The organism is Micavibrio aeruginosavorus EPB (assembly GCF_000348745.1).
In the GTDB taxonomy this organism is placed as follows: domain Bacteria; phylum Pseudomonadota; class Alphaproteobacteria; order Micavibrionales; family Micavibrionaceae; genus Micavibrio; species Micavibrio aeruginosavorus_A.
This window is the reverse complement of the sequence record NC_020812.1, coordinates 1,246,150-1,260,946: the sequence shown is the minus strand read 5'-3', so window position 1 is coordinate 1,260,946 and position 14,797 is coordinate 1,246,150. Positions and strand designations below refer to the sequence as shown.

The window sequence follows — 14,797 nt, the reverse complement described above, 5'->3', positions numbered from 1 at the left end:
GCTGATTTCAAGCGTACAGGATCCGACATGCTGTTTTTCATCCGTCATGGCCAAACCGATGCCAATTTGAACCGCCTGAATGCGGGCGGTGAATGGGATGTGCCGTTGAATGAAACAGGCATGGCCCAGGCGCGCGCCTTCAACGAAACGCAGCAGGAATTTATCGAACAGGTCGATACCGTGTTCGTCAGCCCGATGACCCGGGCCCAGCAAACGGCCGAACTGATCCTGAAGGGACATTCCAAGCCGGTTGAGGTGGTCGAAGGTCTGCGCGAATGGAATTTGGGTGAATGGTCCGGCACACGATGGGACGAAGTAGGGGATTATTTCACCGACCGCCTGAACCCGCCCGGCGGCGAAACCATGGATGCGTTTGAAAAACGAACCATCGACAATTTGAAATACGCGGCGGGTCAACATGCGGGCCGCGTTCTGGTCGTGGCGCATGGTGGGCTCTGGTATGTTTATGCCGCGCTGGCGAAACATAAAAAGTTGCTGATTGATAATTGCCAATCCGAAGAAATCTGCCGTTTGAAACTGAATGAGGTGGTGCTGTGACCTATAATCCCGACCTGCTGGATCGCGCCAAACGCCACCCGGAAAAGCAAAAGAACGAAGACCGCCCAATGGGGAAAAAGCCCGATTGGCTGCGCGTTCGCGCACCACAGGGCACCGTGTATAAAGACACGCTGGACATCGTCCGTGGCCAGAAACTGACCACCGTGTGCGAAGAAGCCGGGTGCCCGAATATTGGTGAATGCTGGAACAAAAAACACGCGACCTTCATGATTATGGGCGAGGTCTGCACGCGGGCTTGCGCGTTTTGTAACGTTGCCACGGGCAAGCCGGAGGAACTGGATAAATACGAACCGCTGCGCGTTGGTGTGGCTGTTGAGCAGATGGGCCTCAAACATGTCGTTATCACATCCGTTGACCGCGACGATCTGGATGATTGTGGCGCTGATCACTTTGTGAAAACCATTGGTGCGATCCGGTTTAAATCACCGGATACAACGGTGGAAATTCTGCCCGGTGATTTTCGTGGCAACATCGCATCCATCGATGCGGTGATTGGTGCAAAGCCGGATGTGTTTAACCACAACCTTGAAACCGTGCCGCGTTTGTACCCGACGGTTCGCCCGGGTGCGCGCTATTTCCGCTCCCTACGCCTGTTGCAACGGGTGAAGGATGTCGATCCGTCGATTTTCACCAAATCCGGCCTGATGGTTGGTTTGGGTGAAACGAAGGAAGAGGTGGCGCAGGTGATGGATGACATGCGCGCCGCCGATATTGATTTCATTACCATTGGCCAATATCTGCAACCCACGCCGAAACATGCTCCGGTCGAAAAATTCTGGACGCCGGAAGAATTCGAAGGGTTGGAGCGTATGGCCCGGGCCAAAGGGTTCCTGATGGTATCGGCTTCGCCGCTGACCCGCTCATCACACCATGCGGGCGAAGATTTCGCGCGTTTGAAAGCGGCGCGGGAAGAAAAGCTGGCTGCCAAGCAGATTGTTGCACCTGCGGCCGAGTAATTTTATCAATGCCAACCCACGCAGAACGCCGAATTTTACCCTACACACCGGAACAGATGTTTGATCTGGTCGCCAAGGTGGATCTGTATCCGCAATTCCTGCCCTGGTGCATTGCCAGCCGGATCACCAAGCGGGAAAAGGGCGCGGATGGGGCCGACGTGATTTATGCCGATTTGATCATCGGTTACAAAATGGTGCGCGAGGCCTTTTCATCCCGCGTGACCATGACCCGCCCAGATACAATTCATGTGGAATACATGAAGGGTCCGATGCGGCATTTGAACAATCAATGGCGGTTTGAACGCAACGCGGATGGAACCTGCACCATTGATTTCTTCGTTGATTTTGAATTCAAAAATCCGATGTTGCAAAAACTGATCACCGTGTTCTTCCACGAGGCCGTCAAACGCATGGTTGGTGCGTTTGAAGATCGTGCCGGCGCCCTTTACGCGGCGCGTGCCACATCGTCGGATTCTGCAATCCCGTCAAAAAACGGATAACGATATGACATGGGCACAATGCGCCCATCCGTCGTTTTCGTATCCACAGTGGCCAAACGGTCCCGGCGCATGTCATCCATCGCGCATAAATGCACAATTCCGATTTTCTGGTGCGGTAAATAAGGTTCAACGAAAGACTGCGTCTTTTCGTCCCACACCGGATGGAACGCACAAATCCAGTTATAGACGGATGGTAAAAACTCGACCTTGGCGTTCTCCAGGTAAATCATCATGCCCAGCGTTAATTGTTCCGCCGTAAAAATTTTCCCTTTGCGCAGGGCCTTCACAATCAATTCCTGCCAGCGGGCCCAATAGGGGACGGCGGCGCGCATGGAAAAGACGCCCGCATTGACGCCCGGCCACGGGTACAGGGACCGCGCAATTTTTCCAGAAAATGCCTTTTTCCCGTTGCTGTAAAGGAAGCTGCGCGGGCGCCACGGCATGGGCCCGATCCAGCCAATTTTGGTTACCTTGCCATAGGCACGATCGACCTCTGGGCAGATTGTGATGGCATCGCGTCGTGCGCCCGTGATCAGAACCTCAATCGCGGACCAGTCCTGGACCCAGACATCACCATCCAGCCAGATGTAAATGTCATAGCCCGGGAAATGTTGCGGGATAAAAGGACGCGCCACGCAGGCCTTTAAATGGTCTTGTCCTTTGAGCTTTCCCTGGCGCGCGGCCAATGGTCCTGGCCAATCCGGGCTCACCACCTTTTGCACCAAACCGTTTTGCAGGTGGCGAACCTGTTCCGGGGTCAGGCCGGCATCAATCACGCAAATATCAATGCCCGCGCTTTGTGGAAAGCGACGAATGGAATGGATCAATTCCAGAATCATGGGGAAATATCGCTTATCCCCGCCAGTGATAAATGTGATGCGTTCAGATGTACTCATTATAAAACCTCGACCAATTTCAGTATGTGACGCAAGGTGGCCTCAACCGTCTGCCGACGGACAGCGCCGCGATCGCCGTCGAAATTGTGTTTTGATACGCTGATGGGCCCGCCTTTCAGGCCATAGCCGATATAGACCAGCCCGACAGGTTTATCCGTACTGCCGCCATCCGGCCCGGCGATGCCGGTCACGGAGATTGCAATATCGGCATTCGTTTTCGCCAACACGCCTTGCGCCATGGCTTGGGCGACGGCGGCACTGACGGCCCCGTACTGGGTCAACATCGGTTCAGGTACGTCCAGCAGCCGGGTCTTCAGATCGTTGCTGTAGGTTATGAAGCCACCGGCATAAAAAGCTGAAGATCCTGGACGATCCGTCATCACGGCTCCGATCATCCCACCGGTGCAGGATTCTGCGGTGGCCAGCATGAGCTTCTTCTGCACCAATTGTGCAGAAACGGTTTCAAGCAATTCCAACATAGCGTAACCCCAGTAAGCAAAGCCCAGCCATCAACCCGGCGGCAACATCGTCCAGCATCACACCCATGGCGCCGGGGACGTTTTTATCGAAATGCGACACGGGCCATGGTTTCAACGCATCAAACGCGCGGAACAGGCCAAAGGCCAGCATAACCGAAAGCGGCGTGGCCGCAGCAAAGAGCAGGGTGATCCAGATCCCGACAACTTCATCGACAACGATAAACCCGGAATCATGGTCACCGGTCATCGCCTCAACCCGGCGTGTGGCCCACAGGCCGACGGGGAACAGGGCGATGGCGGCCAGCGCCAAAACCGTCGGCCCGCCCAGAACCAGAAACAGGATGCCAAACGGTAATCCCCCCAACGTGCCCCATGTTCCGGGGGCCGGTTTCAACAGGCCAGAACCGCCCCATGTGGCCACCCATGTGGCGGGGTCGCGGTAATTCAGTTTTGCGGGCATCAATGGGGGCATGAATCAAATATCCTCTGCCGGGAATTGTACGGTGGCGATGGCCTGGGCCGCAATCCCCTCACCACGGCCAGTGAAGCCCAGTTTTTCGGTGGTGGTGGCCTTGATGCTGATGCGATGTTTGGCTACGCCGGTGACACGGTGGATGCAACCCTGCATCGCTTCACGGTGCGGGCCAATCTTGGGTTCTTCGCACAGGAAAGTTAAATCAAGCAAGGTGATTACGCCATTTTTTTCATGTATAAGGTCAACTGATTTTTTCAGGAAAATAGTGCTGTCTGCACCTTTCCATTGTGGATCAGATGGCGGGAAATGGGTGCCGATATCCCCGGCAGCGATGGTGGATAAAATGGCATCGGTCAAGGCGTGCAAACCCACATCGGCATCCGAATGCCCGATCAGTGAACGATTATGTGGAATCGCCACACCGCCCAGATGGATCAGACCCGATCCGGCCCCGGGGGCCGTCAGGGCGTGAACATCAAACCCGAACCCGGTTCGTGTTTCCATGGGCTGGGACAGAAGTGCCTTTGCCATTGTCATATCATCCGCTGTTGTGATTTTAAAATTCTGCCGCGTGCCGGGCACGATGTGAACCGTTTGCCCCAAGGCTGCGACCAACCCCGTGTCGTCGGTGAAATGATCGGTCGTCTGGAATTGGTCGTGGGCGCGTTTGATCAGGTCGTAGTGAAAAGCCTGCGGCGTCTGGATCGCCCACAGACCAGAACGATCGACGATATGATCAAGAGATTCGTTATTATCACGCGCCACCGTATCCGCCACGGGCACAGCCAGCGTGGCCGCGCCGCTTTCATGGGCCTTATGCACAAGGGCCAGAATGCTTTCGGTATCCAGGAACGGGCGGGCCGCATCGTGGATTAAAATGACGTCTTTCGGGCCCGCTTCGGTAATGGATTTTATCCCGTTATAAACGCTTTCTTTTCGGCTGTTTCCGCCGATGATGGGTGGGGGCAGATTCAGGCCATGAACCGCATCATGATACGGGTCAGAATGATCGGCATTGATAACCACACGAATATCGCGCAAACCCGGCAATTTCAACGCCCGGTCCAGCGTGTGGCGCAGGAGGGTTTTGCCATTAATACGTTGATATTGTTTTGGAATTTCACCGCCAATGCGGGTTCCTGTGCCCGCCGCCACCACGATTAGGGTGAATGGCAGGGGGGTAAAATCGGCGTTTTTCTGCGGTTTATTCATGCTTTCCATAGCGTTTCCGGGCTTGCCTTTCCCGCCAAATAGGGGGATATTTCAGGCGATTTATTGATGGCGTCAGACTCTGGCCTTTATAGCGGATAATTGAACGCGTGAAATCATCCTTGTTATCGAACAGCGTAACAAACCGTTTCTGGCGGCGCTTGAATATTCTCGAGCGGCGCTATTCCCGCGTGGGAACGCTGGCCGCACTGGTTCTGAGCATTGCGGCGGTGGCGGCAGGTGTTGCGACCTATGCCGCACTGACTGAAACGCCGCCGTTTGGGAATGATCCACGCACCATCTTCTGGCTGCTCAACCTGGATCTGGTTATTCTTCTTGTCTTGGCCACGCTGATTGGTCGCCGGATTGCGGGATTGTGGAGCGGTCGCCGCCGTGGCGTTCCGGGCGCGCGCCTGCATGGCCGTCTGGTCATGATCTTCAGCCTTTTGGCCGCCATTCCCGCCATTATCATGGCCGTGTTTTCCGCCGTGTTCTTCTATTACGGGGTGCAGGGATGGTTCAGTGAGAAGGTGCAGAATGCGGTCACCCAGTCGCAGGCCTTCGCCGAAGCCTATATGGAAGAACACCAGCAAGTTGTCCGCGCCGACATTTTGGCCATGGCCAGCGACCTTGACCGGGCCGCGGATATGGCCGCGCATAACCCGGCGGGGTTTGACCAGCTGGTGCAAACGCAATCCTTCCTGCGGAACCTGTCCGAAGTTTTGATTTTTGATGGGTCGGGCCGCGTGATTGCGTCATCGGGGATGAATTTCTCCCTGCAATTTGAAAACATCCCGCAATATGTGATGGAGCAAGCCCGTCAGGGCGAAGTGGCCGTGATGGGCACTCGCGATGATGACCGGGTGCGGGCGCTGGTCCAGCTGAACAGCTTTATTGATACGTATTTGTTCGTGGGCCGCATGGTTGACCCGCTGGTGCGATCCCGGCTGGATGCCACGTTGCGGGCGGTGAAGGAATATGACCAATTGGAAGCCCAGCGGGGCGACCTGCAAATCAAGATGATGATGATGTTTGTTGTCGTTGGTTTGCTGCTTCTGTTGGCGGCCATGTGGTTTGGCCTGGTGCTGGCGCGGCAATTGGTGACGCCGATCGGGTCGCTGGTCAATGCCGCGGACCGGGTGCGGGCGGGCGATTTGACCGTTCGTTTGACGGAATCCGACAATCTGGACGAATTCGAAGTTCTGGCCCGCGCGTTCAACCGTATGACCAGCCAGATTCAGGATCAGCGTGATGAGCTGATTATGGCCAACCGGAAACTGGACCAGCGCCGCCGTTTCACCGAAACGGTTCTGGCCGGGGTGTCCGCCGGGATTATCGGTGTGGACCGGATGGGCAAGATTACGCTGGCCAATTCATCGGCGGCGGATTTGTTCGGGGACAAGGATGAACGGCTGGTCAGCCGCGCCATTGGCGATATCGTCCCCGAAATCCAACCCTTGCTGGATCAGGCGCATCAAAAACCGGGCAAGATTACCCAAGGCGAAATCCCCTTCATCGACGTGGATGGTAACCGCCGTACGTTCCTGGTCCGCATTGCCATCGACCTGATCGGGGATGAAGACCGTGGCGCGGTTTTGACCTTTGATGACATGACCGCCCTGCAATCCGCCCAGCGTAAAGCGGCATGGGCGGATGTGGCCCGCCGCATTGCGCATGAAATCAAAAACCCGCTGACGCCGATCCAGCTTTCGGCGGAACGATTGAAGAAGCGGTATCTGAAACAAATTACCGAAGATCCTGATATCTTTGCCCAATGCACCGATACCATTATCCACCATGTGGGCGATATCGGGCGCATGGTGAATGAATTTTCGGCCTTTGCCCGGATGCCGGACCCGGTGATGAAACGGGAGAACCTGCTGACCCTGTTGCGCGACACGATGATCCTGCAGCAACAGGCGCATCCGGACATAAAATTCACCCATACCGGCTTTGACCTGCGATCAATTTCCGCCAATCCTGTGTGGATGGAGGCCGATGCACAGCAGGTGCGCCAAGTCTTCACCAATATTCTTCAAAACGCGATTGATGCCATTGAAACACGACAGAAAAATGGAATCAGCCAAGGCGTTGAAATTGACGCCCCGGGCCATGTTGAATTGTGCCTGCACCAAAACCGCGCCGATGGTACGGTGATGGTGATGGTCAGCGATAATGGTGCCGGATTGCCCAAGGGCGAGGACAATGCCCGCCTGACGGACCCGTATGTCACGCACCGGGAAAAAGGCACGGGGCTGGGGCTGGCCATTGTGAAGAAGATTATGGAGGACCATGGTGGTCGCCTGATTATCGGCACGACGGACACGATCCGGGCCACGCCGGGGTGGAATGACCTGGGTGGGGCGACGATGACACTGGTATTCGACCTTGCGGCTGATGATATGATGGCGGGGGACGAACAGATTGTCCCGCTTGATGCCGTGTCCGGATGATTGATAAACTGCCGCTTTATTTGGTAATGGAATCGCAATGTCTGCGGATATTTTAATCATTGATGACGAAGCCGACATCCGGATGCTGATCCAAGGCATTCTGGAGGACGAAGGATTCTCGACCCGCCAGGCCGGGAACGCGCAACAGGCGTATGAGGCCGTTGCCGCGCGCGTGCCGTCGCTGGTCGTTTTGGATATCTGGCTGCAGAACAGCGAACATGACGGGATGAACATCCTGACCAAGCTGAAGGCCGACCACCCGCATCTGCCCGTCATTATGATCAGCGGCCACGGCACCATTGAAACGGCTGTGAATGCCATCAAGCTGGGCGCCTATGATTTTATTGAAAAGCCGTTCAAATCCGACCGCCTGTTGTTGATGATCGACCGGGCGTTGGAAAATGCCGAGCTGAAAAAAGAGAACGAGGCTCTGCGCCGTAAAACATCAACCCCGACGGATTTAACCGGAGCCTCCAGCGTGGTCAGCCAGCTGCGCCATGTTCTGGAACGCGTTGGCCCAACCAACAGCCGCGTTCTGATTACCGGTGAACCGGGAACGGGCAAGGAACTGGCCGCACGGCTGATCCACCGTTTGTCGGAACGCAACACCGGGCCATTTATGGCGCTGAACTGCGCCACCTTGTTGCCGGAACGGTTGGAAATTGAATTGTTTGGCTCGATTGACGGTATCCACGGCGAACCGGGCAAGGTTGGCGTGCTGGAACAGGCCAATGGCGGCACATTGCTGCTGGACGAAGTCGCCGATATGCCGCTGGAAACCCAGGGCAAAATCGTTCGCGCCCTGCAGGACCAGAAAGTCACCCGCGTTGGCGGAAAAGACCCGGTGCATGTCGATGTGCGTATTCTGGCCTCAACCAACCGCGATTTGAACCGCGCGATGGAGGAGGGCAGCTTCCGCCAGGATTTGTATTACCGCCTGAACGTCGTGCCCGTACAAATGCCGCCCTTGCGCGACCGCGTGGCCGATATTCCCGATCTGGCCGCCGCCTTTATGGACCAATATGCCGATGCCAATTCCCTGCCGCGCCGGATTTTGTCCGAAGCCGCGGTGATGACGTTGCAGGCCTATCACTGGCCGGGGAATATCCGTCAGCTTCGTAATGTTATGGAATGGGTTATGATCATGTCCGGGGCAGGGGCCGACGAAGCCGTGCGCCCGGACCACCTGCCGCCCGAAATTACCGGGGCCGATATGGGGGGTGATGGCGAGCGCGCGGCGCTCAGCCGGGAACTGGTCCTGATGCCCCTGCGTGATGCCCGGGAACAGTTTGAAAAAGACTATCTGGAAGCCCAGGTCGAGCGGTTCCATGGCAACATCTCCAAAACCGCGCAGTTTATCGGGATGGAGCGTTCGGCCCTGCACCGCAAGCTGAAACTGCTTGGCATTTCAACGTCAGAGAAGCACAATGACGGCGATGCGGCTGATGGGGTGTCTGAAGGGGATGAAGCCTCCGCTCACGCATCAGGTCAGAAGAAAACAGCCTAAACAAAATCCCTGCCTTTGGAATTAAATCATCATGCGTGTCATCATCTGTGGGGCCGGTCAGGTCGGATATAACATTGCGGCGTATCTGTCGCGCGAAGACAATGATGTGACCGTCATTGATATCCAGCCCGATCTGGTGGCCAAGGTGAACGAGACGCTGGACGCCAACGGCATTGTTGGCCACGCATCGAATCCTGACATTCTATCCGCCGCCGGTGCCGCGGATGTTGATTTGATGATTGCCGTGACCCAGTCGGACGAGGTCAACATGGTGGCGTGCCAAGTTGCGCATTCCCTGTTCAACGTCCCGAAAAAAATCGCCCGTGTCCGCGACCGCGCCTATATGAAACCGGAATGGTCGAATTTGTTCACACGGGCGCATATGCCGATTGACGTGATTATTTCCCCTGAGATGGAGGTGGCGCACGCCATCTGTGAACGCCTGCGCGTTCCGGGGACGACCAACGTCATGCGTCTGGCCGAAGGGCGCGTGCATTTGGTTGGCGTGATGTGCGGGGAGAATTGCCCGGTCATCAACACGCCGCTGAAACAGTTAAGCAGTCTGTTCCCCAGCCTGTCATTGAAAGTGGTTGCCATTATCCGCGGGCAACAGGCGATCATCCCCAACGAAAATGATCAGATGTATGCGGGGGATGAAGTTTATTTCTTCGCCGATACAGACCATTTAAAGCGCGCCATGGCCGCCTTTGGCCACCAGGAAAAAGAGGCGCGCCACGTAACGGTTCTGGGGGGCGGCAATATTGGCATGTACCTGACCCGGATTTTACAGGAACAAAGCCCGCAAACCCGCATCCGGGTCATTGAACACAATCTGGCACGCGCCATGACGTTGTCCGAACAATTGCGCGGTATTTCGATTATGCACGGCGACGGGCTGGAGCCCAAAACGCTGGAAGATGCCGACATGGCCAACACCGAAACCATGGTGGCCGTGACGGATGATGATGAAACCAATATTCTGGCGGCCCTGCTGGCGAAGCAGGCGGGATGCGAGCGTGTTATTTCGCTGGTGAACAAGGTCAGCTATACGCCGCTGATCAAATTCCTGGACATTGACGCGATGGTGACGCCGCGCGCGATCACTGTGGCCTCCATCATGCAACACGTGCGCCGTGGCCGGATCAAGGCCCTGCACAGCCTGCGCGACGGGTTTGCCGAGGTGATCGAGGCCGAAGTGTCCGATACATCCAGCATTGTGAACACGGAAGTTGGACGCATTAAATTGCCACGCGATGTTTTGATTGGCGCGATTGTGCGCGGTGATGATGTGTTGATGCCGCACCCGGATTTAAAAATCCGGTCCGGGGACCATGTCATTGTTCTGGCGACACAGGCGCAGGCGCGCAAGGTTGAAAAATTGTTCCTGGTTCATGTGGACCTGTTTTAAGGTTGATAGAAAAGAATGCCACGCGTTTCCTATGTGAATGGTTCGTATGTTGCCCACGCGCACGCCAACGTGCATGTGGAGGACCGTGGATTCCAATTTGCCGATGGGGTGTATGAGGTTATTGCCTGCATCCACGGTCACCTAGCGGATGAACAGGGTCATTTGGACCGGTTGGAACGGTCACTGGCCGAATTGGACATCGATATGCCCATGCCGCGCCGGACGTTGCAAATGGTGATGCGTGAACTTCTGCGCCGCAATCACCTGAAATCTGCAACTGTTTATATTCAGGTGACGCGCGGGCAGGCAAAACGCGATTTCATTTTCCCGGCGGCCCATGTTGCGCCATCGATTGTGGTAATTACCCGCCCGTTCAATTTTGAAAAAACCAACAAATGTGAAAAGGGTGTCAGCGCATTCACCGTGCCGGATATTCGCTGGAAACGCCGTGATGTAAAAAGCGTTGCCCTGTTGCCGCAGGTTCTGGCCCGCCAAAGTGCTTATGCCCGCGGCGGGGCGGAAGCCTGGCTGGTCGATGATGATGGAATGATTAGCGAAGGTGCGGCATCCAACGCATGGATTGTGAAGGGTGGGCGTATTATCACCCGCCCGCCCAGCCATTCCATCCTGCGCGGTGTGACGCGCACGGCATTGATGAAAATTGCCAACGACCTGCAAATGACGGTTGAAGAACGCCCCTTTACGCCGGATGAAGCGTACAAGGCCGACGAAGCGTTCAGCACTGGCGCGGCCGCCCTGATCGTGCCGATTGTGAAGCTGGATGATCATGTGATCGGCACGGGAACGCCGGGGCCTGTGGCGCGGCGGCTGTATGATGAATATCGGGCCTATGCCGATGGGTTGCGCGGGGCGCAATTGAAATGGGTTTCGGGGTTGAACGATAAAAATGGGTGACACATTGACGCAGAATTTTACGCCAGCATCGCGCCCGGCGGGTGTCTTTTTCGACTGGGATGGCACGCTGGTGGATACAATCCCGCTGTTGCGTGAAATGTATGCGCGATTGCAAAACCATTTTGGTCAACCGCCGTTTAGCGATGACCAGTTTTTCGACAATCTGAAATATTCCGCCCGCGAATTATTTCCGCGCCTGTATGGTGATCGTTCGGATGAAGCGTTCAAAATCTGGTACGAAAATGTTGAGAAGCTGCATCTGGCGCACATTGCCCCGATGAATGGCGCGGGCGAAGTTTTGGCACATCTGGCCGCCGCCGGTGTGCCGATGGGCGTGGTCAGCAACAAACGCCATGCCGTATTGATGAAGGAAATTGATCATCTGGGGTGGAGCAAATATTTCGCCTCGGTTGTTGGGGCGGGCGAAGCCGGGCGCGATAAACCGGCACCGGATCCGCTGATTCTGGCGCTGAACCAGGCCGGATTAAAGGCCGGGCCGAACATATGGTATATTGGGGATACGGAATCGGACCTGCTGTGCAGCCGGGATGCGGGGTGTGCGTCGGTGTTCCTGCGGTTTGATGGACGGCACGATTCCGCGGCCCAAAATAACCCGCCGACCCATATCGTTGGCGATAACCAAGGATTGCTGACCCTGTTGAAGCAAAATCTGTGAGTTTATGTTTGTAATTTTGCGTTAATTTTAGGTTTTTTCAAGTCTGCCCCTTGTTTCGGCATTGTGCATTCGCTAAGTAATTCCAGCCATCTGGCCGTTAATGAAATATGAAAAATAAAAAAGGAAAAAATGATGGGTGAAAAGAATCAGAACGTGCAGGATGTCTTCCTTAACAAAATCCGCAAAGAAAAGATGACCGTGACCGTTTTTCTGGTCAACGGCGTTAAGTTGCAGGGTGTTGTAACCTGGTTTGACAATTTCAGCCTGCTGCTGCGCCGTGATGCGCACATCCAGCTGGTTTATAAACACGCAATTTCCACGATTATGCCGGGCGGCCCGCTGAGCCTGTATGAAGCCGGCGAAGATCAGGACGTTTAAGTTTTAAAACATGAGTGATTCACAACAGACCCCGGATGATGAAGGGCCAGGAACGGCAATCGTTCTGCACCCGACATTGCCGGGGTCTTTTGCGCGCCATGATCGCGACCCGGAAGATGCGTTGGAAGAAGCCGTCGGGCTGATCCACGCCATTTTTATGGATGTTTGCGAATCCCGCGTTGTTCCCGTGCGCAAAATTGACGCCGGCGCATTGTTTGGCAAAGGCACGCGCGAGATGATCGCCGCCCAGGTCGAAGTGCTGAAACCCGATGTGGTGTTCGTCAATCACGCGCTCAGCCCGGTGCAACAACGCAACCTGGAACAGGAATGGAAGGTCAAGGTTATTGACCGGACCGGTTTGATCCTGGAAATTTTCGGTGCCCGCGCACAAACGCGCGAGGGGAAGATTCAGGTCCAATTGGCCGCGCTGGAATACCAGAAATCACGCCTGGTTAAATCCTGGTCCCACCTTGAACGCCAACGGGGCGGTATGGGGAAAACCGGGGGACCGGGTGAAACCCAGCTGGAAATCGACCGTCGTTTGGTGACGGACCGCATCACCCAATTGAAACGCGATCTGGAACAGATCAGCCGAACCCGCGACCTGCAACGCAAAGGCCGGGAAAAGGTACCGTTCCCGGTTGTGTCGCTGGTGGGGTATACCAACGCCGGGAAATCGACCCTGTTCAACCGCCTGACAGGGGCGAATGTGTTTGCTGAGGATTTGCCCTTCGCCACACTGGACCCGACCATGCGCCGGGTGAAACTGGCGGATGGGAATGAAATCATTCTGGCCGATACGGTTGGTTTTATCGCCGATCTGCCCACACACTTGGTCGCATCGTTCCGCGCTACGCTGGAACAGGTGCAATATGCCGATGTCATTATTCATGTGCGCGATATGTCCCGCCATGACCGCGCGGCCCAGAAAAATGACGTTGTTTCCATCCTGCACGATTTGGGGATTGAATACGCATCCGACCGCCGCGTGGTTGAGGTTTTGAACAAAATGGATGCGATTGCCGAGGAAAACCGCCCCGGCATCCTGCGCGAAGCACGCGAACATGTTGAAAACACGGTCGCGATCTCTGCCCTGACGGGTGAGGGGATTGATGATTTGTTGCAGATGATTTCGCGCATGCTCGCCCACGGGCGAAACATTGTGACCTATAGCCTGCACCCGGCCGAGGGCGAGGCGCTGGCCTGGCTCTATGCCCGGTGCAACATTATCGAGCGTGTGGACGGTGAAGACGCCATGATCACCATGCGCGTCGAAATTGACCCGGCGGATCAAGGGCGCTTTGCGGAGCGGTTCGGGAAACACGCCGCGTAAATCCTCATAATCGGCATTCCCGCGAAAGCGGGAATCCTCTACCATTGTGCCGATACACCATGGATCCGCGTTTTTGCGGGGATATTGAACGCGGGGCCGAGCATGACTCAATCCATTGATATTGATAAAATTTCTGACGTTCTGGTCGATGTGGCCGCGACCTATATCCTGCCGCGTTACAACGCGCTGACCAGCGGGCAGATTGATACCAAATCCGGCCCCAACGACCTGGTCACCATTGCCGATACCGAGGCCGAGGAAGCGCTGGTCCGTATTCTGCCCGATCTGTATCCCGGTTCCATTGTGATTGGTGAGGAAAGCATTTCATCCGGCAAAGCCACATTGGCACCGTTGAAGGACGCGGGGCGGATGGTCTGGGTCGTTGATCCGGTCGATGGCACGTATAATTTTGTTCATGGCAAACGCGAATTTGCGGTGATGTTGGCATGCGTCATGGACGGCGAAATTCGCGCCGGGTGGATTTATGACATTCTGGGTGAGCGAACCATGACGATGGAAAAGGGGGCGGGCGCATATTTTGAGGGCCGCCGCCTGAACCTGACCAACAGGAATGACGCGATCAACGCCACGGGCCATATTGGGAAGAAATATTTTCCAAAAGAAATGCGGGCCCATCTGGAAGACCAGCGCGACAAGGTAAAGCAATTTTATTCCCTCAGCTGCGCCGCGCATGAATATATCAATCTGGCCACGGGCAAGGCCGATTTCGGTGTCTATAGCCGGATCAAGCCCTGGGACCATCTGGCCGGGGTGCTGGCCGTGACCGAGGCCGGCGGCGTCATCGCCAAATGGGATTCATCCGTTTACCACCCGTCCGATGATTTCGGTGGGCTGATTGTGGCGAGCCATGATGCGCTTTTGCACCAAATTGACGCGATTTTCATTAAACCAATACTTGAAGATATTATCCTAAAATACGGAAAATAAATAATATTATATGATTAAGCGCATAACATTCTTGGCGCTGTAAAATATTGCATTATGACAATTAAAACGGTATAGTTCTGCTTTA

Annotated in this window: 15 protein-coding genes; 11 read left to right on the top strand and 4 right to left on the bottom strand. The window is 55.5% G+C overall.

Going from position 1 to position 14,797, the window contains the following annotated elements; translation table 11 throughout:
* Nucleotides 1-27: 27 nt before the first annotated feature.
* The 3 genes from A11S_RS05860 to A11S_RS05850 are packed head-to-tail and all read left to right on the top strand — an operon-like array spanning nt 28 to nt 2,035.
* Nucleotides 28-558 carry a histidine phosphatase family protein gene (locus A11S_RS05860; RefSeq protein WP_015467575.1) on the top strand — a complete coding sequence of 177 codons (531 nt, stop codon included), beginning with the start codon at nt 28-30 and terminating at the stop codon, nt 556-558.
* Nucleotides 555-1,535 carry a lipoyl synthase gene (gene lipA, locus A11S_RS05855; protein ID WP_015467574.1) on the top strand — a complete coding sequence of 327 codons (981 nt, stop codon included), beginning with the start codon at nt 555-557 and terminating at the stop codon, nt 1,533-1,535. Before A11S_RS05860 ends, lipA begins: the two co-directional genes overlap by 4 nt.
* An 8-nt stretch (nt 1,536-1,543) precedes the next feature.
* The gene (locus tag A11S_RS05850) at nt 1,544-2,035 is read left to right on the top strand and encodes a type II toxin-antitoxin system RatA family toxin (RefSeq protein WP_041802521.1); all 492 of its coding nucleotides are present in this window, start codon (nt 1,544-1,546) and stop codon (nt 2,033-2,035) included.
* Here A11S_RS05850 and A11S_RS05845 read toward each other — a convergent pair.
* The 4 genes from A11S_RS05845 to A11S_RS05830 are packed head-to-tail and all read right to left on the bottom strand — an operon-like array spanning nt 1,981 to nt 5,106.
* On the bottom strand, nt 1,981-2,931 hold the full coding sequence (locus A11S_RS05845) for a glycosyltransferase family protein (protein ID WP_235067395.1): 951 nt from the start codon (nt 2,929-2,931) through the stop codon (nt 1,981-1,983). The genes A11S_RS05850 and A11S_RS05845 overlap by 55 nt on opposite strands.
* Entirely contained in the window at nt 2,931-3,410 is a 480-nt protein-coding gene (locus A11S_RS05840; protein ID WP_015467572.1) for a CinA family protein, read from the bottom strand. Before A11S_RS05840 ends, A11S_RS05845 begins: the two co-directional genes overlap by 1 nt.
* Complete coding sequence (locus A11S_RS05835; protein WP_015467571.1) at nt 3,394-3,882, bottom strand: phosphatidylglycerophosphatase A family protein; 489 nt, start codon at nt 3,880-3,882, stop codon at nt 3,394-3,396. The genes A11S_RS05840 and A11S_RS05835 overlap by 17 nt, the downstream gene beginning before the upstream one ends.
* A 3-nt stretch (nt 3,883-3,885) precedes the next feature.
* Complete coding sequence (locus tag A11S_RS05830; RefSeq protein ID WP_015467570.1) at nt 3,886-5,106, bottom strand: bifunctional 2-C-methyl-D-erythritol 4-phosphate cytidylyltransferase/2-C-methyl-D-erythritol 2,4-cyclodiphosphate synthase; 1,221 nt, start codon at nt 5,104-5,106, stop codon at nt 3,886-3,888.
* A 98-nt stretch (nt 5,107-5,204) separates the two neighbouring features.
* Between A11S_RS05830 and A11S_RS05825 the strand changes: the two genes are divergently transcribed.
* The 8 genes from A11S_RS05825 (at nt 5,205) to A11S_RS05790 (ending at nt 14,712) form a co-directional block, all read left to right on the top strand.
* Nucleotides 5,205-7,547 (top strand): sensor histidine kinase NtrY-like, encoded by a 2,343-nt coding sequence (locus A11S_RS05825; protein ID WP_235067393.1) that lies wholly within the window; start codon nt 5,205-5,207, stop codon nt 7,545-7,547.
* Between the two features lie 37 nt (nt 7,548-7,584).
* Entirely contained in the window at nt 7,585-9,054 is a 1,470-nt protein-coding gene (gene ntrX / locus A11S_RS05820; RefSeq protein WP_015467568.1) for a nitrogen assimilation response regulator NtrX, read from the top strand.
* 31 nt (nt 9,055-9,085) lie between these two features.
* Nucleotides 9,086-10,462 carry a Trk system potassium transporter TrkA gene (gene trkA, locus A11S_RS05815; RefSeq protein WP_015467567.1) on the top strand — a complete coding sequence of 459 codons (1,377 nt, stop codon included), beginning with the start codon at nt 9,086-9,088 and terminating at the stop codon, nt 10,460-10,462.
* Between the two features lie 15 nt (nt 10,463-10,477).
* Entirely contained in the window at nt 10,478-11,377 is a 900-nt protein-coding gene (locus A11S_RS05810) for a D-amino-acid transaminase (protein WP_015467566.1), read from the top strand.
* Nucleotides 11,370-12,053, top strand: a complete 684-nt coding sequence (locus A11S_RS05805; RefSeq protein ID WP_015467565.1) for an HAD family hydrolase — start codon at nt 11,370-11,372, stop codon at nt 12,051-12,053. The genes A11S_RS05810 and A11S_RS05805 overlap by 8 nt, the downstream gene beginning before the upstream one ends.
* A 129-nt stretch (nt 12,054-12,182) precedes the next feature.
* A complete protein-coding gene (gene hfq, locus A11S_RS05800; RefSeq protein ID WP_015467564.1) occupies nt 12,183-12,431 on the top strand; it encodes an RNA chaperone Hfq in 249 nt (82 codons plus the stop codon).
* Between the two features lie 10 nt (nt 12,432-12,441).
* The gene (gene hflX, locus A11S_RS05795) at nt 12,442-13,764 is read left to right on the top strand and encodes a GTPase HflX (protein ID WP_015467563.1); all 1,323 of its coding nucleotides are present in this window, start codon (nt 12,442-12,444) and stop codon (nt 13,762-13,764) included.
* A 102-nt stretch (nt 13,765-13,866) separates the two neighbouring features.
* Nucleotides 13,867-14,712, top strand: coding sequence for an inositol monophosphatase family protein (locus tag A11S_RS05790; RefSeq protein WP_015467562.1), 846 nt, complete (start codon nt 13,867-13,869; stop codon nt 14,710-14,712).
* Nucleotides 14,713-14,797 lie beyond the last annotated feature (85 nt).

Bases quoted from the DNA above. Each gene is read 5' to 3' on its own strand.
- A11S_RS05860 (WP_015467575.1), top strand. From the start codon at position 28: ATGCTGTTTTTCATCCGTCATGGCCAAACCGATGCCAATTTGAACCGC.
- hflX (WP_015467563.1), top strand. From the start codon at position 12,442: ATGAGTGATTCACAACAGACCCCGGATGATGAAGGGCCAGGAACGGCA.
- A11S_RS05830 (WP_015467570.1), bottom strand. From the start codon at position 5,106: ATGGAAAGCATGAATAAACCGCAGAAAAACGCCGATTTTACCCCCCTG.
- A11S_RS05810 (WP_015467566.1), top strand. From the start codon at position 10,478: ATGCCACGCGTTTCCTATGTGAATGGTTCGTATGTTGCCCACGCGCAC.
- trkA (WP_015467567.1), top strand. From the start codon at position 9,086: ATGCGTGTCATCATCTGTGGGGCCGGTCAGGTCGGATATAACATTGCG.
- A11S_RS05835 (WP_015467571.1), bottom strand. From the start codon at position 3,882: ATGCCCCCATTGATGCCCGCAAAACTGAATTACCGCGACCCCGCCACA.
- A11S_RS05850 (WP_041802521.1), top strand. From the start codon at position 1,544: ATGCCAACCCACGCAGAACGCCGAATTTTACCCTACACACCGGAACAG.
- hfq (WP_015467564.1), top strand. From the start codon at position 12,183: ATGATGGGTGAAAAGAATCAGAACGTGCAGGATGTCTTCCTTAACAAA.
- ntrX (WP_015467568.1), top strand. From the start codon at position 7,585: ATGTCTGCGGATATTTTAATCATTGATGACGAAGCCGACATCCGGATG.
- A11S_RS05790 (WP_015467562.1), top strand. From the start codon at position 13,867: ATGACTCAATCCATTGATATTGATAAAATTTCTGACGTTCTGGTCGAT.
- A11S_RS05805 (WP_015467565.1), top strand. From the start codon at position 11,370: ATGGGTGACACATTGACGCAGAATTTTACGCCAGCATCGCGCCCGGCG.
- A11S_RS05840 (WP_015467572.1), bottom strand. From the start codon at position 3,410: ATGTTGGAATTGCTTGAAACCGTTTCTGCACAATTGGTGCAGAAGAAG.
- A11S_RS05845 (WP_235067395.1), bottom strand. From the start codon at position 2,931: ATGAGTACATCTGAACGCATCACATTTATCACTGGCGGGGATAAGCGA.